Source organism: Enterobacter sp. 2VL (genome assembly GCF_005503595.1).
Lineage (GTDB): Bacteria > Pseudomonadota > Gammaproteobacteria > Enterobacterales > Enterobacteriaceae > Enterobacter > Enterobacter cancerogenus.
The window spans coordinates 125881-145384 of the sequence record NZ_SCNE01000002.1 but is presented as its reverse complement, the minus strand read 5'-3'; the positions used below and the strand labels follow the sequence as shown (position 1 = coordinate 145384).

Sequence of the window (19504 nt, the reverse complement as noted above, 5' to 3'; positions counted from 1 at the left end):
CTTAGGGAATAGCGCTATTTCAGCAGGGGATTTATCAACATCTCGTCAACAAATTCCGACGTTGTCAGGAAAGAGGGGGTTTCGTTGACGAGTGGTTTAGATAGAATCAGCAGTTATGATTGCCAGAACATTTATTTGGAATATTTATGAACCTCAAGGGAAAACGCGGAAAACTGTTTCTGCTGTTGGCGGTAGTGGTATTAGCGGGTGGATTCTGGCTATGGCAGGTGCTTAACGCGCCTGTACCTCAGTATCAAACGTTGATCGTTCGTCCAGGCGAGCTGCAACAAAACGTGCTGGCGACGGGCAAGCTTGATGCCCTGCGCAAAGTTGACGTCGGCGCGCAGGTTAGCGGCCAGCTGAAAACGCTGTCGGTCGAGATTGGCGATAAGGTCAAGAAAGGCCAGCTTCTGGGGGTAATTGACCCGGAGCAGGCAGAAAACCAGATCCGTGAAGTGGAAGCCACGCTAATGGAGCTGCGCGCCCAGCGCAGCCAGGCGCTGGCCGAGCGTAATCTTGCGCAGGTCACGCTGACGCGCCAGCAGGCGCTGGCAAAAACACAGGCGATCTCAAAGCAGGATCTGGACACGGCGGCCACCGAGCTGGCGGTAAAACAGGCGCAGATCGGCACCATCGACGCGCAGATCAAACGCAACCAGGCCTCGCTGGATACGGCGAAAACCAACCTCGACTACACCAAAATCGTCGCGCCAATGGCCGGGGAAGTCACCCAGATCACCACGCTCCAGGGGCAAACGGTGATTGCAGCGCAACAGGCACCGAACATTCTGACGCTGGCGGATATGAGCACGATGCTGGTCAAAGCACAGGTGTCCGAGGCGGATGTGATCCATCTTAAGCCGGGTCAAAAAGCCTGGTTCACGGTGCTGGGCGACCCGCAGACCCGCTATGAAGGGGTGCTGAAAGATATCCTGCCTACGCCTGAAAAGGTTAACGACGCTATCTTCTACTACGCCCGTTTCGAGGTGCCGAACCCGCAGGGCGTTCTGCGTCTGGACATGACCGCCCAGGTGCATATCCAGCTGACCGGTGTGAAAAACGTGCTGACCGTTCCGCTCTCTGCGCTGGGTGAATCCGCAGGCGACCGCCGCTATAAGGTTAAAGTGCTGCGCAACGGCGAGACCCGCGAACGTGAGGTCACAATCGGCGCGCGTAACGATACCGACGTGGTGATCGAGAAAGGGCTGGAAGAGGGCGAAGAGGTGGTCACCAGCGAAAGTTTACCCGGAGCCGCTAAATGACGGCGCTGCTTGAGCTGAATGATATTCGTCGCAGCTATCCTTCCGGAGACGGGCCGGTGGAGGTGCTCAAGGGCATCTCCCTGCGCGTTGAAGCGGGCGAGATAGTGGCGATTGTGGGGGCCTCCGGTTCCGGCAAATCCACGCTGATGAACATCCTCGGGTGTCTGGATAAGCCGACCAGCGGCACCTATCGGGTGGCCGGGACGGATGTCTCGACGCTGGACAGCGACGCGCTGGCGAAGTTGCGTCGGGAACACTTCGGCTTTATCTTCCAGCGCTATCATCTGCTGTCGCACCTGAGTGCGGCGCAAAACGTGGAAGTGCCTGCCGTCTATGCGGGTGTGGAACGCAAAAAACGCCTGGAGCGTGCGAAGGCGCTGCTCACGCGGCTGGGGCTGGCGGAGCGGGTGGACTATCAGCCGTCGCAGCTATCCGGGGGCCAGCAGCAGCGCGTGAGTATCGCGCGCGCCCTGATGAACGGCGGGCAGGTGATCCTCGCGGATGAACCCACCGGGGCGCTCGACAGCCATTCCGGCGAAGAGGTGATGGCGATACTCCACCAGCTGCGCGATCAGGGGCATACGGTGATTATCGTTACCCACGATCCGCAGGTGGCGGCGCAGGCGGAGCGGATTATTGAGATCCACGACGGCGAGCTGGTCAGCAATCCGCCGCCGCGTGCGTCCAGAGCGGCCGCGCCGAAAGAAGCGCTGCCTGTATCAACGGGCTGGGGACAGTTCTCCAGCGGATTTCGCGAGGCGCTGACCATGGCCTGGCTGGCGATGGCGGCCAATAAAATGCGCACATTGCTGACCATGCTCGGCATCATCATCGGCATCGCCTCGGTGGTGTCGATTGTGGTGGTGGGAGATGCCGCCAAGCAGCTGGTGCTGGCGGATATCCGCGCGATTGGCACCAACACCATTGATGTCTATCCCGGCAAGGATTTTGGTGACGACGAGCCGCAGAATCAGCAGGCGCTGAAATATGACGACCTGGCGGCGCTCCAGAAGCAGCCGTGGGTTAACTCTGCGACGCCTGCGGTATCGCAGAACCTGCGTTTGCGCTACGGCAACATCGACGTCGCGGCCAGCGCCAACGGCGTGAGCGGGGACTATTTTAACGTCTACGGCATGACCTTCAGCGAGGGCGCAACCTTTAATGCCGAACAGCTGGCGGGCAGGGCGCAGGTGGTGGTGCTGGACGCCAACTCGCGCAAGCAACTGTTCCCGGATAAGGCCAGCGTGGTGGGCGAAGTGATCCTCGTCGGAAATATGCCGGCGACGGTCATCGGCGTGGCAGAAGAAAAGCAGTCTATGTTTGGCAGCAGCAAGATCCTGCGCGTCTGGCTGCCCTACAGCACCATTTCCGGGCGCATTATGGGACAGTCGTGGCTTAACTCCATCACCGTTCGCGTGAACGAGGGCTACGACAGCGCGCTTGCTGAGCAGCAGATTGAGCGGCTGTTAACTTTGCGCCACGGGAAGAAAGATTTCTTCACCTGGAACATGGACGGGATCTTGAAAACGGCAGAAAAGACCACACGTACACTACAGATGTTCCTGACGCTGGTGGCGGTGATCTCTTTAGTCGTCGGCGGTATTGGGGTGATGAATATCATGCTGGTGTCGGTCACGGAGCGTACGCGCGAAATTGGCATCCGTATGGCGGTGGGCGCCCGTGCCAGCGACGTGTTGCAGCAGTTTTTGATTGAAGCGGTGCTGGTGTGTCTGGTGGGCGGCGCGATGGGTATTGCGCTGTCGATGATGATTGCTTTCGCGCTCCAGCTCTTTTTACCCGGCTGGGAGATTGGTTTCTCGCCGCTGGCAATTCTGACCGCGTTTTTGTGCTCAACCATTACCGGCATCCTGTTCGGCTGGCTACCGGCACGCAATGCGGCGCGGCTCGATCCGGTGGATGCCCTGGCGCGGGAATAACCCGAAAATAAAAATGCCAGCCGATCGGGCTGGCATTTTGTCTGCAGGGTGTACACAATGAAACTAAGCGCTATGCAACCGCTTCAGCTTCTACGGGCACGATAAGACTGGCGTGATTGCCTTTTGGCCCCTGGTGTACATCGAACCGAACGGATTGCCCGGCTTTGAGCGTCCTGTAACCATCCATCTGAATGGTGGAATAGTGAGCGAAGATATCTTCGCCGCCGCCTTCAGGGCAGATGAAGCCAAACCCTTTGGCGTTGTTGAACCACTTAACAGTACCCATTTCCATGCTTCGACATCCTTCGTAAATCTTATAAATTAAGATGGAATGAACCGGTGGTGGAGTGGGGGCTGTTCAAAACCTCGCCAACTCACGCTTGTACAATTTAGATAAACGAAAGAAGCCGTCAAGCGTTTGGCGCTGGAGTTGGGACAATAATCAACCAAAATTTGAGGCAGTTAACGCTATTGCAGCGGTTTGTGACAGACATCGCGGATGACAGTAATAGATGATTGTTATCTAACTTCTGAGGTAGATTCAACGTGGTTATGCAAAATGGGTAAGACCAACGATTGGCTGGATTTTGACCAGCTGGCGGAAGATAAAGTGCGCGACGCGCTAAAACCGCCATCTATGTATAAAGTTATGTTAATGAACGATGATTACACGCCGATGGAATTTGTTATTGACGTGCTACAAAAGTTCTTTTCTTATGATGTAGAACGTGCAACGCAACTGATGCTTACCGTTCATTATCGAGGCAAAGCCATCTGCGGCATCTTTACGGCAGAAGTGGCGGAAACCAAAGTGGCGATGGTGAACGATTATGCGAGGGAGAACGAGCATCCGTTGCTGTGTACGCTGGAAAAAGCCTGATAAGGCATAAAATTGGGGGAGGTGCCTATGCTCAATCAAGAACTGGAACTCAGTTTAAACATGGCTTTCGCCAGAGCGCGTGAGCACCGACATGAGTTTATGACCGTCGAGCATTTACTGCTCGCACTGCTTAGCAACCCATCTGCCCGCGAAGCGCTGGAAGCCTGCTCCGTGGATCTGGTGGCGCTACGTCAGGAACTCGAGGCCTTCATCGAACAAACCACACCGGTGCTGCCAGCCAGTGAAGAAGAGCGCGACACGCAGCCGACGCTCAGCTTCCAACGCGTGTTGCAGCGTGCGGTATTCCACGTCCAGTCTTCCGGGCGTAGCGAAGTGACTGGCGCGAACGTATTGGTCGCCATCTTCAGCGAGCAGGAGTCCCAGGCGGCCTATCTGCTGCGCAAACATGAAGTCAGCCGACTCGACGTGGTGAACTTTATCTCTCACGGTACGCGAAAAGACGAGCCGAATCAGGCATCCGATCCCGGCAACCAGATTAACAACACCGATGAGCAAGCAGGCGGGGAGGATCGTATGGAAAACTTCACCACCAACCTTAACCAGCTTGCTCGCGTGGGCGGTATCGACCCGCTGATTGGCCGCGACAAAGAGCTGGAGCGCGCAATCCAGGTGTTGTGTCGCCGCCGTAAAAACAACCCGCTGCTGGTGGGGGAATCCGGCGTCGGTAAAACGGCGATTGCCGAAGGCCTGGCCTGGCGGATCGTGCAGGGCGACGTGCCGGAAGTGATTGCCGATTGCACCATCTATTCGCTGGACATCGGCTCGCTGCTGGCGGGCACCAAATACCGCGGCGATTTTGAAAAACGCTTTAAGGCGCTGCTGAAACAGCTGGAGCAGGACACCAACAGCATCCTGTTTATCGATGAAATCCACACCATCATCGGTGCAGGCGCCGCCTCCGGTGGCCAGGTGGATGCCGCTAACCTGATCAAACCGCTGCTTTCCAGCGGCAAGATCCGCGTGATGGGCTCCACTACGTACCAGGAGTTCAGCAACATTTTCGAGAAAGACCGTGCGCTGGCGCGTCGCTTCCAGAAAATCGACGTCACCGAACCGTCGGTTGACGAAACGGTGCAGATCATCAACGGCCTGAAAACCAAGTACGAAGCGCACCACGACGTGCGTTATACCGCGAAAGCGGTGCGTGCGGCGGTGGAGCTGGCGGTGAAATACATCAACGATCGTCACCTGCCGGATAAAGCCATTGACGTGATTGATGAGGCAGGGGCGCGTGCGCGTCTGATGCCGGTCAGCAAGCGTAAGAAAACCGTTAACGTGGCCGATATCGAGTCCGTGGTGGCACGTATCGCGCGTATCCCTGAGAAGAGCGTTTCTCAGAGCGACCGCGACACGCTTCGCACCCTCGGCAATCGCCTGAAAATGCTGGTCTTTGGTCAGGATAAAGCCATTGAGGCCTTAACCGAAGCGATCAAGATGGCCCGCGCCGGGCTGGGGCATGACCATAAGCCTGTTGGTTCCTTCCTGTTCGCTGGCCCAACCGGCGTCGGGAAAACCGAGGTGACGGTGCAGCTCTCCAAAGCGCTGGGCATTGAGCTGCTGCGCTTTGATATGTCCGAGTATATGGAGCGTCACACCGTCAGCCGTCTGATTGGTGCGCCTCCGGGCTACGTGGGCTTTGATCAGGGCGGCCTGCTCACCGACGCGGTGATCAAGCATCCGCACGCGGTACTGCTGCTCGATGAAATCGAGAAAGCGCACCCGGATGTGTTCAACATCCTGCTGCAGGTGATGGACAACGGGACGCTGACCGATAACAACGGGCGCAAGGCGGACTTCCGCAACGTGGTGCTGGTGATGACCACCAACGCCGGCGTACGTGAAACCGAGCGTAAATCCATCGGCCTGATCCACCAGGATAACAGCACCGATGCGATGGAGGAGATCAAGAAGATCTTCACGCCGGAGTTCCGTAACCGTCTGGACAACATTATCTGGTTCGATCACCTCTCTACCGAAGTGATCCATCAGGTGGTGGATAAGTTCATCGTCGAGCTGCAGGTTCAGCTGGATCAGAAAGGCGTGTCGCTGGAAGTCAGCCAGGAGGCCCGCAACTGGCTGGCCGAGAAAGGTTACGACCGTGCGATGGGCGCGCGTCCGATGGCGCGTGTGATTCAGGATAACCTGAAGAAACCGCTGGCGAACGAGCTGCTGTTTGGCTCGCTGGTGGACGGCGGCCAGGTCACCGTAGCGCTGGATCAGGCCAAGAATGAACTGACCTACGACTTCCAGAGTGCGGCGAAGCACAAGCCGGAAGCGGCTCACTGATTTGTTTTAGTTTACAAGCCGGGTTAAAAATCCGGCTTTTTTTGTGCCTGCTTTTCTTCTTCTCCCCCTGGTAGAGGGCCGGGATGAATCCACAGGCGACAAGACATCTTCCCGTTAGGCCACACTAAAGCCATTAATAAAAAAGGCCGGGGTTATCCCGACCTTTTCAATTTCAATATTCATCTGCCATTAAAGGCGAAAACGATTAGCGACTACGGAAGACAATGCGGCCTTTGCTCAGGTCGTACGGGGTCAGTTCAACAGTCACTTTGTCGCCCGTTAAAATGCGGATGTAGTTTTTGCGCATTTTACCGGAGATGTGCGCAGTTACCACGTGACCGTTTTCCAGCTCTACGCGAAACATGGTATTAGGCAACGTATCAAGTACGGTACCCTGCATTTCAATATTGTCTTCTTTGGCCATCTAATCCTCTGGGGTATCACTACCAAGTTTTGAACCGGCAAGATAATGCCGAAATTCATCAATTAAGTAAAGAATTGCGCGTTTAAAACGCAGCAAAACAGTCTCAGCGTATTGCCCAGGCGTCACGGTACAACCGAACAGGAAGCGCATTCGTAAAGGGGAGACAACAGGATAAACGTCAGGACGTTATCTGAAGCGGGGGTCCCAAACGGCGGCGGGGCAACAGGCAGAACCTATTCTGCGGCGTAATTATAACACCCTCATAAAAAATGTGCGGAAAACATTTAGGCTCCGGGCATAAAGAGTGTTCGGGGTAGCCAAAAATCGCGCGGGAGCGTCTCCTGACGGCAGGTATCCAGGTGTTCAATGTAATGGCGACGGAGGATTTCAACCGCGCCCAGCGAGGCGGTATGGTCGTTAAGTACCTGACAATCCATTAGCTTTCCGCCGCGCCCGGCAAATTCCTCACAAAAAACCAGCAGCGCCGTTTTGGATGCGTTTACGGCGCGGGAGAACATCGATTCACCGCAGAACAGCGTGCCCTGAGCAACGCCGTACATGCCGCCAATCAGTTCGCCGCCCTCATTCCAGACCTCGATTGAATGCGCATAGCCAAGCTCATGCAGTTGATGGTAAGCGGTAATAATGTCGCGCGTGATCCACGTGCCTTCATGACGATCTTCGGCGCAACCTTCTATGACCTGGCCAAAGGCGTGGTTCAGGGTGACGCGCCAGGTTGACCTGGCGTGAAAACGTTTCATGCTGCGGCTCAGGTGAAACTGCGCGGGCCACAGCACGGCACGGGGATCGGGCGACCACCATAAAATGGGATCGCCGGGGGAAAACCACGGGAAAATGCCGCGCTGGTACGCCATCAACAGCCGCGCCGGGCTGAGATCGCCACCCAGGGCCAGCAGCCCGTTAGGCTCACGTAGCGCGCCCTCCGGGGAAGGGAACGCAATATTATGACGAGAAAGCTGGACCAGGCGCATGACAGCAGAACTCCAGTACGCGAGTAGTATCGGTACAATATTAGTCTACAGACGTTGTTTAAACTGGTAGTAGCGACCCTGTTTCGCCAACAATTCTGCGTGACTACCTTGCTCAATAATGTGTCCGTTGTCCATCACAATTATCCGATCAAAGCTCGCCAGGCCGCGCAGACGGTGGGTGACCATCAGCACGGTTTTGCCTTCCATGACGTTTGCCAGTAAATCAAGAATTTGGCTCTCGGTGGTGGCATCCAGCCCCTCGGTGGGTTCATCGAGCAGCATCAGCGGCGCATCGTGCAGCAGCGCGCGTGCAATCGCCAGACGGCGCAACTCGCCGCCGGAGAGTTGACGCCCGCCTTCTCCGAGCCAGCTGTTTAACCCCTCGTCTTCGAGCAGTTTATGCAGCCCGACCTGCTCCAGCATCGCACGCAGCGTGTCGTCAGACGCCTGAGGGGCCGCCAGAAGCAGGTTATCGCGAAGCGTAGCGCTAAACAGATGTACGCGCTGTGGCACAACGCTGACGGTCCGACGTAAGCTCTGCTCGCTAAAGTCGGCCAGCGGCGTGGCGTTAAGCTGAATGTGACCCTGCTGCGGATCCCAGGCGCGCGTTAACAGCTGTAAAAGGGTCGATTTGCCGCAGCCGGTACGCCCAAGAATGGCAATACGCTGGCCCGCCTTCACCGAAAGGTTAATGCCTTCCAGCGCATTCTGCGCCTGGTTGTCGTAGGCGAAGGTGACATCGCTGAGCGTCAGGGAAACCTGGTCGGGCACGGCAGTTTGCGCTGCGGTGAACGTAACCTGCGGATCCTGCTCTGCGATCTCCGTAATGCGCAGGGCAGAGGCGATAACCTGGCCGAGATGCTGAAACGCCCCCGTAACCGGGGCCAGCGCTTCGAAAGCCGCCAGCGCACAGAACACAAAGAGGGCAATCAGCGCACCGGGCTGGGTATTGCCGCCCACGCCGCCCGAGGCCATCCACAGCATAGCGATGACCGCCACGCCGCCGATTAACATCATCACAGCCTGTGAGAAGGCGGTCAGCTCCGACTGGCGGCGCTGGGCTTCGTGCCAGTTCAGTTCGGTGCTTTCCATGCGCGCGCGGTAGCGTTTGCTGGCACCAAAAATGGTGAGTTCGGCCTGACCCTGCAGCCAGGCGGTCAGCTCCTGACGGTACTCTCCACGCAGGCGCGTCAGGTTTTCGCCGGTGGACTTACCGGCACGATAAAACAGCGGCGGCAGGACAATCAGCGTCAGCAGCATGATCCCGCCGAGCGTCAGGGCAATCGGAACATCGAGAACGCACAGCCCCAGAGTGACCACCACAATCACCACAAACGCGCCGACGATCGGGGAAATCACCCGCAGGTACAGATGGTCCAGCGTATCGACATCCGCCACCACGCGGTTAAGCAGTTCGCCCTGACGAAAACGGGCCAGCCCGGCAGGGGAGAGGGGCAGCAGTTTGCTGAAGGTGTAGATACGCAGGTGCTGAAGCACGCGGAACGTCGCATCGTGGCTGACCAGACGCTCAAAATAACGCCCGGCAGTACGGGTAATGGCGGTGCCACGGACGCCCGCTGCCGGAAGCATGTAGTTAAAACTGTATAAGCCAGCGAAACCCGCGACGGCGGAGGCAGACAAGAACCAGCCGGACAGCGTGAGCAAACCAATGCTGGCAAGCAGGGTCACGATGGCGAGGATTATCCCCAGCGTCAGCATCCATTTGTGGCGTTTATACAGTGCGAGGTAAGGTAACAGGGCGCGCATCAGATATCCTCCTGACGGTTCGCCAGCAGAGTGGCAAACGCCCCCTGCGAAGCAACAAGAGAGGCGTAATCGCCTTGTTCCACAAGCTGACCGTTTTCCATAACCCAGATCTGATCCCACTCGGCAATCCCTTCCAGCTGGTGCGTAACCATCAGGGTGGTTTGCTGCACGGACGCGGCATTCAGTGCCGCCATCACGCGCTGTTCACTGTGTGCATCCAGGCTGGCGGCAGGTTCATCCAGCAGCATTAGCTGGCAGGGATTCAGTAACGCACGGGCAACCGCAATGCGCTGCGCCTGACCAACGGATAGCCCGGCGGACTGATCGCCGACCACCGTGTCTACGCCCTTCGGGAGCAGCGGTAGAAACTCGCTGACCCAGGCGCGATCCAGCACCGACTGTAGCTCATCTTCACGGGCATCCGGGCGCGCCAGAAGCACATTTTCGCGAAGCGTAGAGGCAGGCAGTTGCGGATTTTGACCGACCCAGCTCAGCTGTTTGCGCCAGGCGTCGGGGTCCAGATCGCGCAGCTCGGTTTTATTGATTTGCAGCGAGCCGGTATAGGCCATAAACCCGGCCAGGGCGTTCAGCAGGGAGCTTTTCCCGGAACCACTGATCCCGACCAGAACCACACGTTGCCCGGCTTGCAAAGTAAAGTCCAGCGGGCCTGCCAGAACGTTGCCCTCGGGGGACAGGACGCAAAACTGGCGCGCTTCGATGGTCACCGACTCTTTGGCATTCAGCGTGATTTCACCGCGCTCCGGATGCGCCAGCGGCGTCTCCATGAAGGTTTTCAGGCTATCGGCTGCGCCTACCGCCTGCGCTTTGGCATGATAAAAGGTGCCGAGATCGCGAAGCGGCTGGAAAAATTCCGGTGCCAGGATCAGGGCGAGGAAACCGGCGGAAAGGGTGACCGCCGTGCCGTAATGGCCGAAATCCAGGGCGCCGAGATAGGAGAAGCCAAAGTAAACCGCCACCAGAGCAATCGACAGGGAAGTAAAGAACTCAAGCACGCCAGACGAAAGAAACGCCAGACGGAGTACTTCCATGGTGCGCTGGCGAAAATCCTGCGAGGCCTGACGGATGTTCTCGGTTTCTGCTTCACCCCGGCCAAAGACGCGCAACGTTTCCATGCCGCGCAGGCGGTCAAGGAAATGGCCGCTTAAACGGCCCAGTGCGAGGAAGTTACGGCGGTTGGCATCCGCAGCGCCCATTCCGACCATTGCCATGAATAGCGGGATCAGCGGGGCGGTGCCCAGCAGAATCAGTGCCGCGGCCCAGTTAATCGGGAATATCGTGATAACGATAAGCAAGGGTACGAAAACAGCCAGCGCCATCTGGGGAAGGTAGCGGGCATAGTAGTCGTGCATATCGTCAATCTGTTCCAGGATCAGCGTCGCCCAGCTTCCGGCAGGCTTACCCTGGATCCACGCTGGGCCAGCCTCCTGAAGGCGATCCAGCACCTGACGGCGTATCGCATAGCGAATTTGCTGCCCGGCGTGGAAGCCGACGCGCTCGCGCAGCCAGACCACCCACGCGCGCAGGACAAAAACCAGCACCAGAACGACAAACGGCATCAGCAGCGCTTCGCGCGGGATGTTCTCCATGATCATATGGTTGAGAATGCGGGCCAGCAGCCATGCCTGGGCAACAATCAACAGACCGCTGATTAGCCCCAGAACGCGGGAAAACATAAGCCAGCGGCGGGAAAGAACGCTTTGCTGTTTTAGCCAGCGGGTTAATTCTTGTTGACGGTTTTTTTCCATTGCGTACTTTGCAGGTGACGTTATAAGAAATTAGACACCAGCATGTTACACGCGGGGCAAAATAAAGGCGACCAGTGGCCGCCTTTATTTACGTTTGTTACTGACTTGTAAAGATTATTTGGCCTGCTCAGCCAGTCCGTCCAGATAGCGTTCGGCGTCCAGCGCGGCCATGCAGCCGGTGCCCGCAGAGGTGATCGCCTGGCGGTAAATATGGTCCATCACATCGCCTGCAGCGAACACGCCCGGGATGCTGGTCTGGGTCGCGTTGCCGTGAATACCAGACTGAACCTTGATGTAGCCGTTTTCCAGCGCCAGTTGACCTTCGAAGATGCCGGTGTTCGGGCTGTGACCGATTGCCACAAACAGACCCGCCACGTCCAGGGATTCGATGTTATCCGCGTTCTGGGTATCGCGCAGACGCAGGCCGGATACGCCCATCTGATCGCCGGTGACCTCTTCCAGCGTGCGGTTGGTGTGCAGCACAATGTTGCCGCTCGCCACTTTATCCATCAGACGTTTGATCAGGATCTTCTCCGCGCGGAAGGTTTCACGACGGTGGATCAGGTGAACCTCTGAGGCGATGTTCGCCAGATACAGCGCTTCTTCTACCGCCGTGTTGCCACCGCCAATGACCGCCACTTTCTGATTACGATAGAAGAAACCATCGCAGGTTGCGCAGGCAGACACGCCGCGGCCTTTAAACGCTTCTTCAGACGGCAGGCCGAGGTAGCGAGCAGATGCGCCGGTAGCGATGATAAGCGCGTCGCAGGTGTATTCGCCGCTGTCGCCCGTCAGGCGGAACGGACGGTTCTGCAGATCGACTTTGTTGATATGGTCGAAGAGAATTTCAGTTTCGAACTTGGCCGCATGCTCGTGCATACGCTCCATCAGCAGCGGCCCGGTCAGGTCGTTCGGGTCGCCTGGCCAGTTTTCGACTTCGGTCGTGGTGGTCAACTGACCGCCTTTTTCCATGCCGGTGATTAATACCGGCTGCAGGTTAGCGCGTGCAGCGTAGACCGCTGCGGTATATCCCGCAGGTCCAGAGCCAAGGATTAGCAGCTTACTGTGTTTAGCCGTGCCCATGAGATCCCCATTGTTGTTGGCAGACGTTTGGCTGGATTGTAGGGAATTTGTTGCCGTAAAAAAAGAGCACAGCAGTTTTGATACCGATATGTGCAATAGCCACGAGCGATGGAAGTGGCGCTATAACATAACGCTTCATCTGTGAATCCGCTCGTTTATAAGACAATAAAATGAGGATTAATACCCTGCCGTAATGAATATCCGGCATGTTGTACTAAAAATCGATGTTTTGCTTTGACAATCCCCTGCGCTTTTGCGAAAACATTCAAGGAAGAAAAAAAACCGCGTTAACTGCTTGTCGCATAGACATGCACGTAAATGCCATTTTTACCGGGTCAGTGAAATCTACGCATGGCGTGGACAGACGCCATACGTGATGTCGGTGACGGCCTTCGGGCAACGGTCTTCTTACCATCAGAACCCGAATCTGCGTCGCGTCTAATACATAACCAGGCGATGTGATAAACAACGGGTACAGGCTCTGAACAGTGATGTGCACAGGGTCCAGGCAGGAGTAGGGAAGGAATACAGAGAGACAATAATAATGGTAGATAGCAAGAAGCGCCCTGGCAAAGATCTCGACCGTATCGATCGTAACATTCTTAATGAATTGCAAAAGGATGGGCGTATTTCCAACGTCGAGCTTTCAAAACGTGTGGGACTTTCCCCGACGCCGTGCCTCGAGCGTGTGCGCCGACTGGAAAGACAGGGTTTTATTCAGGGCTATACGGCTCTGCTGAACCCGCATTATCTGGATGCCTCACTTCTGGTATTTGTTGAGATTACTCTGAATCGTGGCGCACCGGATGTGTTTGAGCAATTTAACTCCGCTGTACAAAAACTTGAAGAGATTCAAGAGTGTCACCTGGTTTCCGGTGATTTCGACTACCTGTTGAAAACCCGTGTGCCTGATATGTCCGCCTACCGTAAGCTGCTGGGTGAAACCCTGCTGCGTCTGCCAGGCGTGAACGACACCCGTACCTACGTGGTGATGGAAGAGGTCAAACAGAGTAATCGTCTGGTTATTAAGACCCGCTAACACGGAACAGGTGCATTATCAGCGTAGTTTGATTACACTCCTGTTAATCCATACAGCAACAGTGCCGGGGATACCCGGCGCTGTTGTCCGTTTTAGCAAACAGGCAGGATATGCCTGATACCTGGAGAGCCTTTCTTGAGCCAGGAATACACTGAAGACAAAGAAGTCACACTATCGAAGCTAAGCAGCGGACGTCGTCTCCTTGAGGCGTTACTGATTGTTATTGCCCTTTTTGCCGTCTGGCTGATGGCAGCGTTACTGAGTTTCAATCCTTCCGATCCCAGCTGGTCGCAAACCGCCTGGCATGAGCCTATCCATAATTTAGGCGGCGTTCCCGGTGCCTGGCTTGCTGACACGCTCTTTTTCATTTTCGGTGTGATGGCGTACACCATTCCCGTCATTATTATTGGCGGATGCTGGTTTGCATGGCGTCACCGTCAGAACGACAACTACATCGACTATTTTGCGGTTTCACTGCGCCTGATAGGGGCGCTGGCGCTGATCCTGACCTCCTGTGGTCTGGCGGCCATTAACGCCGATGATATCTGGTACTTTGCTTCCGGCGGGGTGATTGGCAGCCTGTTAAGCTCCGCCTTGCAACCGATGCTTCACAGCAGCGGCGGCACGCTGGCGTTGCTTTGCATCTGGGCCGCCGGTTTGACGCTGTTCACCGGCTGGTCGTGGGTGAGCATCGCCGAGAAGATTGGCAGCTTTATCCTGACGGTTCTCACTTTTGCCAGCAACCGTACCCGCCGCGATGATACGTGGGTGGATGAAGACGAATATGAAGATGACTATGAGGATGACGATGCACCCGTTGAGCGTCGTGAATCCCGCCGTGCGCGCATTCTGCGCGGTGCGCTGGCGCGTCGTCAGCGCGTAGCGGAAAAATTTGCCAACCCGCTTGGCCGTAAAACGGATGCGGCGCTTTTCTCCGGCAAACGTATGGATGAAGAGGATTGGGTTGAGTACCGCGCCGGGGGCAGCGCCGTTGACCCGGATGACGTTCTTTTCTCAGGGCATCGCGCAACGCCAGACGATTATGACGAGTACGATCCGCTTATGAGCGGTCACTCTGTCACGGAGCCGGTTGCCGCTGCTGCCGCGGCGACAACCGCTGCGCAGGCTTATGCTGCACCGGCTGATGCAGTCATGCCGTCCGCGGCTGTACCCGCGCCGGATTCTGTGATTCAGCAGCCGCAGGTTGCCTGGCAAACCGCGCCTGGCGTCCACACGCCGGAACCGACTATTGCGCCGGAGCCGGAAAGCTATGTGCCCGTGCAGCAGCAGCCTTATCAGCCAGAGCCTGCTTACGCTCCGCAAGAGTATCCGCACTACGAGCAGCCGGTGGCCCAGCCGTATCATGAACCTGCGCCTGAGCCAGTGGAACCTGCCCAGCCGTATGCTGCGCCTGAGCCGGTTGAACCCGTGCAGCCGTATGTCGCTCCTGCGCCAGAACCGGAACCAGTGGAAGAGGCGAAACCGTCTCGTCCGCCAATGTATTACTTTGAAGAGGTTGAAGAGCGCCGCGCCCGCGAACGCGAGCAGCTGGCGGCCTGGTATCAACCTGTGCCGGAACCGGCGCAGCCAACGTCATCACCTGCACCGTCTGTTTCCGTACCACCGGTCGACCCAACGCCAGCCGTTGCGCCAGTGGCTGAAAGCGTTAAACAGGCGACGGCTGCCGCCGCCGCAGCGGCACCGGTATTTGGCCTGGCCGGAGGCGCACCGCGTCCTCAGGTAAAAGAGGGCATTGGTCCACAGCTGCCTCGCCCTAACCGCGTGCGCGTACCTACTCGACGCGAGCTGGCCTCCTACGGTATCAAGCTGCCTTCTCAGCGCATGGCGGAAGAGAAAGCGCGCGAGGCTGACTACGAAGATGATGGCGATGAGCTGCATCAGGATGAGCTGGCTCGCCAGTTCGCCGCACAGCAGAATCAGCGTTACGGTGACGAATATCAGCACGATGTGCAGACTACCGAAGACGATGACGATGCCGCAGAGGCAGAATTAGCACGTCAGTTTGCGGCCACGCAGCAGCAGCGCTACTCCGGTGAGCAGCCGTCTGGCGCAAATCCGTTCTCGCTTTCGGATTTCGAATTCTCGCCGATGAAAGATCTGGTGGATGATGGCCCGAGCGAACCGCTGTTTACGCCGAGCGTCATGCCGGAAGCGGAACCCGTTCGTCAGCAACCGGCTCCACAGGCTTATGCACAGCCGCAGCAGCCGGCTCCGCAGACTTATGCGCAGCCGCAGCAGCCGGCTCCACAGGCTTATGCGCAGCCGCAGCAGCCCGCTCCGCAGGCTTATGCACAACCGCAGCAGCCGCAGTTCCAGCAGCCACCGGCACAGCCGCAGGAGAGCCTCATTCATCCGCTGCTGATGCGTAACGGCGACAGCCGTCCGCTGCAGCGTCCGAGCACGCCGCTGCCGTCTCTGGATCTGTTAACGCCGCCACCGGCAGAAGTCGAGCCAGTCGATACTTTTGCGCTGGAGCAGATGGCCCGTCTGGTGGAAGCTCGCCTCGCGGACTTCCGCATCAAGGCCGATGTGGTGAACTACTCACCGGGTCCGGTGATCACCCGCTTCGAGCTGAATCTGGCCCCGGGCGTTAAGGCGGCACGGATTTCAAACCTGTCCCGTGACCTGGCGCGTTCGCTGTCGACGGTTGCGGTGCGTGTGGTTGAAGTGATCCCAGGCAAGCCGTACGTCGGGCTTGAACTGCCGAATAAAAAGCGCCAGACCGTTTACCTGCGCGAAGTGCTGGATAACACCAAGTTCCGTGACAACCCATCCCCGCTCACCGTGGTGCTGGGCAAAGATATCGCGGGCGACCCGGTGGTCGCCGATCTGGCGAAAATGCCGCACCTGCTGGTTGCGGGTACCACCGGTTCCGGTAAATCCGTCGGCGTGAACGCCATGATCCTGAGCATGCTCTACAAAGCACAGCCGGAAGACGTGCGCTTCATTATGATCGACCCGAAAATGCTGGAACTCTCCGTCTACGAAGGTATTCCGCATCTGCTGACCGAAGTTGTGACCGACATGAAAGATGCTGCCAACGCGCTGCGCTGGAGCGTCAATGAGATGGAACGTCGCTACAAACTGATGTCGGCGCTGGGCGTGCGTAATCTGGCGGGCTATAACGAGAAAATCGCCGAGGCGGCACGCATGGGCCGTCCGATCCCGGACCCTTACTGGAAGCCGGGTGACAGCATGGATGCGCAGCATCCTGTACTGGAAAAACTGCCTTACATCGTGGTGCTGGTGGACGAGTTCGCCGATCTGATGATGACCGTGGGTAAGAAAGTCGAAGAGTTGATTGCTCGCCTGGCGCAGAAAGCGCGTGCGGCCGGTATTCACCTCGTTCTGGCGACCCAGCGTCCGTCCGTTGACGTTATTACCGGGCTTATCAAAGCGAACATCCCGACCCGTATTGCGTTTACCGTCTCCAGTAAAATTGACTCGCGTACCATCCTCGATCAGGGCGGCGCAGAGTCATTGCTGGGTATGGGTGACATGCTGTACTCCGGCCCGAACTCGACCTCTCCGGTGCGCGTACACGGCGCATTTGTCCGCGATCAGGAAGTGCACGCGGTTGTTCAGGACTGGAAGGCCCGCGGTCGTCCGCAATACGTGGATGGCATTACCAACGACACCGAAAGCGAAGGCGGCGGTGGCGGGTTTGACGGTGGCGAGGAGCTGGATCCGTTATTCGATCAGGCGGTTAATTTCGTCACCGAAAAACGCAAGGCCTCTATTTCCGGCGTGCAGCGTCAGTTCCGTATCGGCTATAACCGCGCGGCGCGCATCATCGAGCAGATGGAAGCGCAGGGGATTGTCAGCGAGCAGGGGCATAATGGTAACCGTGAGGTGCTGGCTCCGCCGCCGTTTGAATGATCCTTCGAGATTGCAAAGAAGGGTAAATCAGTCAAAATTAAGCATATTCTTCTGTCACCTGCCTGCGGGCAGGTCCAGAATAGAAACGGAACCCGCTTCGGGACGACGTATTTTAAGGAATAAGAATGAAAAAAATCGCAATCGCCTGTGCATTACTTACCAGTTTTATTGCCAGCAGCGTCTGGGCTGATGCCGCCAGCGACCTTAAAAGCCGCCTGGATAAAGTGAGCAGCTTCCACGCCAGCTTTACCCAAAAAGTTACAGACGGCAGCGGCAACGCGGTGCAGGAAGGCCAGGGAGATTTATGGGTAAAACGCCCTAATCTGTTCAACTGGCATATGACACAGCCGGATGAAAGCATCCTTGTGTCTGACGGCAAAACGCTGTGGTTCTATAACCCGTTTGTTGAGCAGGCTACCGCGACCTGGCTGAAAGACGCCACGGGCAACACGCCGTTCATGCTGATTGCCCGTAACCAGGCCAGCGACTGGCAGCAGTACAATATCAAACAGACCGGTGACGAGTTTGTTCTGACGCCAAAAGGCAACAACGGTAACCTGAAACAGTTCACCATCAACGTGAGCAGCAACGGGACCATTAATCAGTTCGGTGCAGTTGAGCAAGACGATCAGCGCAGCAGCTATCAGCTCAAATCACAGCAAAACGGCGCTGTCGATGCATCGAAATTCACCTTTACCCCGCCGCAGGGCGTAACGGTGGACGACCAACGTAAGTAAGAGGCATGAGTGGGCAACCTGTCGCTCGATTTTTCAGATAACGCGTTTCAACCTCTGGCCGCGCGTATGCGGCCAGAAAATTTAGCGCAGTACATCGGCCAGCAGCATCTGCTGGCTGCGGGAAAACCCTTGCCGCGCGCCATTGAGGCCGGGCATCTGCACTCCATGATCCTCTGGGGGCCGCCGGGAACCGGTAAAACCACCCTCGCAGAAGTGATTGCCCGCTACGCTAACGCGGACGTTGAACGTATCTCCGCCGTCACCTCCGGCGTGAAGGAGATCCGCGAGGCTATCGAACGCGCGCGGCAGAATCGCAACGCCGGGCGGCGTACCATTCTTTTTGTCGACGAAGTCCATCGCTTCAACAAAAGCCAGCAGGATGCTTTCCTGCCGCACATTGAAGATGGCACCATCTTCTTCATTGGTGCGACCACCGAAAACCCGTCGTTTGAACTCAATTCAGCGCTGCTTTCCCGGGCGCGTGTCTATCTGCTTAAATCGCTGACGACCGAGGATATTGAGCACGTCCTGACGCAGGCCATGAGCGATAAAGTGCGCGGCTACGGCGGACAGGATATCGTTCTGCCTGACGAAACGCGTCTGGCGATAGCGCAGCTGGTGAACGGCGATGCGCGCCGGGCACTCAATACGCTGGAAATGATGGCCGATATGGCCGAAGTTGACGATGCCGGCAAGCGCGTGCTGAAACCTGAACTGCTCACTGAAATTGCGGGTGAGCGCAGCGCGCGGTTCGATAATAAAGGCGATCGTTTTTACGATCTTATCTCGGCGCTGCATAAATCCGTGCGCGGCAGCGCGCCGGATGCGGCGCTGTACTGGTATGCGCGCATTATCACCGCCGGTGGCGATCCGCTGTACGTGGCGCGTCGCTGCCTGGCCATTGCCTCGGAAGATGTTGGCAATGCCGATCCGCGTGCGATGCAGGTGGCGCTCTCCGCCTGGGATTGTTTCACCCGCGTCGGGCCTGCTGAAGGCGAGCGCGCCATTGCCCAGGCGATTGTTTATCTTGCCTGTGCCCCGAAAAGCAACGCCGTCTATACCGCCTTTAAAGCGGCTATGGCCGACGCGCGCGAGCGCCCGGATTACGATGTCCCGATTCATCTGCGCAACGCCCCGACCAAACTGATGAAAGAGATGGGTTACGGGCAGGCGTACCGCTACGCCCACGATGAACCCAACGGCTATGCTGCCGGAGAGGAGTATTTTCCGCAGGAGATGGCACAAACTCGCTACTATCAGCCGACAAACAGAGGTCTTGAGGGCAAGATTGGCGAAAAGCTCGCCTGGCTTGCCGGACAGGATCAAAATAGCCCTATAAAACGCTACCGTTAGCGCTAACGTTGCGGTAATGTTGGCAATCTATACCCGTTATACTTCAAGTTGCATGTG

Annotated in this window: 14 protein-coding genes; 8 read left to right on the top strand and 6 right to left on the bottom strand. The window is 57.1% G+C overall.

Annotated elements, in window-relative coordinates:
- The first annotated feature begins 146 nt into the window (after positions 1–146).
- Entirely contained in the window at positions 147–1262 is a 1116-nt protein-coding gene (gene macA, locus FFS28_RS05095; RefSeq protein WP_137848960.1) for a macrolide transporter subunit MacA, read from the top strand.
- A complete protein-coding gene (gene macB, locus FFS28_RS05090) occupies positions 1259–3199 on the top strand; it encodes a macrolide ABC transporter ATP-binding protein/permease MacB (RefSeq protein ID WP_137848959.1) in 1941 nt (646 codons plus the stop codon). The genes macA and macB overlap by 4 nt, the downstream gene beginning before the upstream one ends.
- Before the next feature lie 70 nt (positions 3200–3269).
- On the opposite strand, the gene cspD is transcribed toward macB, so the two are convergent.
- Entirely contained in the window at positions 3270–3491 is a 222-nt protein-coding gene (gene cspD, locus FFS28_RS05085) for a cold shock-like protein CspD (protein WP_006174390.1), read from the bottom strand.
- 267 nt (positions 3492–3758) lie between these two features.
- Between cspD and clpS the strand changes: the two genes are divergently transcribed.
- Positions 3759–4079, top strand: a complete 321-nt coding sequence (clpS, locus tag FFS28_RS05080) for an ATP-dependent Clp protease adapter ClpS (protein ID WP_006174393.1) — start codon at positions 3759–3761, stop codon at positions 4077–4079.
- 27 nt (positions 4080–4106) lie between these two features.
- On the top strand, positions 4107–6386 hold the full coding sequence (gene clpA / locus FFS28_RS05075) for an ATP-dependent Clp protease ATP-binding subunit ClpA (RefSeq protein WP_058609246.1): 2280 nt from the start codon (positions 4107–4109) through the stop codon (positions 6384–6386).
- A gap of 205 nt (positions 6387–6591) precedes the next feature.
- On the opposite strand, the gene infA is transcribed toward clpA, so the two are convergent.
- The 5 genes from infA to trxB form a co-directional block, all read right to left on the bottom strand.
- Positions 6592–6810: a translation initiation factor IF-1 gene (gene infA / locus FFS28_RS05070; protein ID WP_002211347.1), complete on the bottom strand. Its 219-nt coding sequence runs from the start codon at positions 6808–6810 to the stop codon at positions 6592–6594.
- 284 nt (positions 6811–7094) lie between these two features.
- Complete coding sequence (gene aat, locus FFS28_RS05065) at positions 7095–7802, bottom strand: leucyl/phenylalanyl-tRNA--protein transferase (RefSeq protein ID WP_137848958.1); 708 nt, start codon at positions 7800–7802, stop codon at positions 7095–7097.
- A 45-nt stretch (positions 7803–7847) separates the two neighbouring features.
- Positions 7848–9569 carry a heme ABC transporter ATP-binding protein/permease CydC gene (gene cydC, locus FFS28_RS05060; RefSeq protein WP_137848957.1) on the bottom strand — a complete coding sequence of 574 codons (1722 nt, stop codon included), beginning with the start codon at positions 9567–9569 and terminating at the stop codon, positions 7848–7850.
- Positions 9569–11335 (bottom strand): heme ABC transporter permease/ATP-binding protein CydD, encoded by a 1767-nt coding sequence (cydD, locus tag FFS28_RS05055; protein ID WP_137848956.1) that lies wholly within the window; start codon positions 11333–11335, stop codon positions 9569–9571. Before cydD ends, cydC begins: the two co-directional genes overlap by 1 nt.
- Positions 11336–11449: 114 nt before the next feature.
- Complete coding sequence (gene trxB, locus FFS28_RS05050; protein WP_137848955.1) at positions 11450–12418, bottom strand: thioredoxin-disulfide reductase; 969 nt, start codon at positions 12416–12418, stop codon at positions 11450–11452.
- Positions 12419–12962: 544 nt separating this feature from the next.
- Between trxB and lrp the strand changes: the two genes are divergently transcribed.
- From lrp to rarA, 4 genes are all read left to right on the top strand, one after another.
- Complete coding sequence (gene lrp / locus FFS28_RS05045; RefSeq protein WP_002439523.1) at positions 12963–13457, top strand: leucine-responsive transcriptional regulator Lrp; 495 nt, start codon at positions 12963–12965, stop codon at positions 13455–13457.
- Positions 13458–13592: 135 nt separating this feature from the next.
- A complete protein-coding gene (ftsK, locus tag FFS28_RS05040; RefSeq protein WP_137848954.1) occupies positions 13593–17357 on the top strand; it encodes a DNA translocase FtsK in 3765 nt (1254 codons plus the stop codon).
- 125 nt (positions 17358–17482) lie between these two features.
- A complete protein-coding gene (gene lolA / locus FFS28_RS05035; protein ID WP_137848953.1) occupies positions 17483–18094 on the top strand; it encodes an outer membrane lipoprotein periplasmic chaperone LolA in 612 nt (203 codons plus the stop codon).
- Between the two features lie 9 nt (positions 18095–18103).
- Positions 18104–19447: a replication-associated recombination protein RarA gene (gene rarA / locus FFS28_RS05030; RefSeq protein ID WP_137848952.1), complete on the top strand. Its 1344-nt coding sequence runs from the start codon at positions 18104–18106 to the stop codon at positions 19445–19447.
- The last annotated feature ends 57 nt before the right edge of the window (positions 19448–19504 follow it).

Excerpts from the sequence above, each read along its gene's own strand:
- macA (WP_137848960.1), top strand. The coding sequence starts at position 147 with ATGAACCTCAAGGGAAAACGCGGAAAACTGTTTCTGCTGTTGGCGGTA.
- macB (WP_137848959.1), top strand. The coding sequence starts at position 1,259 with ATGACGGCGCTGCTTGAGCTGAATGATATTCGTCGCAGCTATCCTTCC.
- cspD (WP_006174390.1), bottom strand. The coding sequence starts at position 3,491 with ATGGAAATGGGTACTGTTAAGTGGTTCAACAACGCCAAAGGGTTTGGC.
- clpS (WP_006174393.1), top strand. The coding sequence starts at position 3,759 with ATGGGTAAGACCAACGATTGGCTGGATTTTGACCAGCTGGCGGAAGAT.
- clpA (WP_058609246.1), top strand. The coding sequence starts at position 4,107 with ATGCTCAATCAAGAACTGGAACTCAGTTTAAACATGGCTTTCGCCAGA.
- infA (WP_002211347.1), bottom strand. The coding sequence starts at position 6,810 with ATGGCCAAAGAAGACAATATTGAAATGCAGGGTACCGTACTTGATACG.
- aat (WP_137848958.1), bottom strand. The coding sequence starts at position 7,802 with ATGCGCCTGGTCCAGCTTTCTCGTCATAATATTGCGTTCCCTTCCCCG.
- cydC (WP_137848957.1), bottom strand. The coding sequence starts at position 9,569 with ATGCGCGCCCTGTTACCTTACCTCGCACTGTATAAACGCCACAAATGG.
- cydD (WP_137848956.1), bottom strand. The coding sequence starts at position 11,335 with ATGGAAAAAAACCGTCAACAAGAATTAACCCGCTGGCTAAAACAGCAA.
- trxB (WP_137848955.1), bottom strand. The coding sequence starts at position 12,418 with ATGGGCACGGCTAAACACAGTAAGCTGCTAATCCTTGGCTCTGGACCT.
- lrp (WP_002439523.1), top strand. The coding sequence starts at position 12,963 with ATGGTAGATAGCAAGAAGCGCCCTGGCAAAGATCTCGACCGTATCGAT.
- lolA (WP_137848953.1), top strand. The coding sequence starts at position 17,483 with ATGAAAAAAATCGCAATCGCCTGTGCATTACTTACCAGTTTTATTGCC.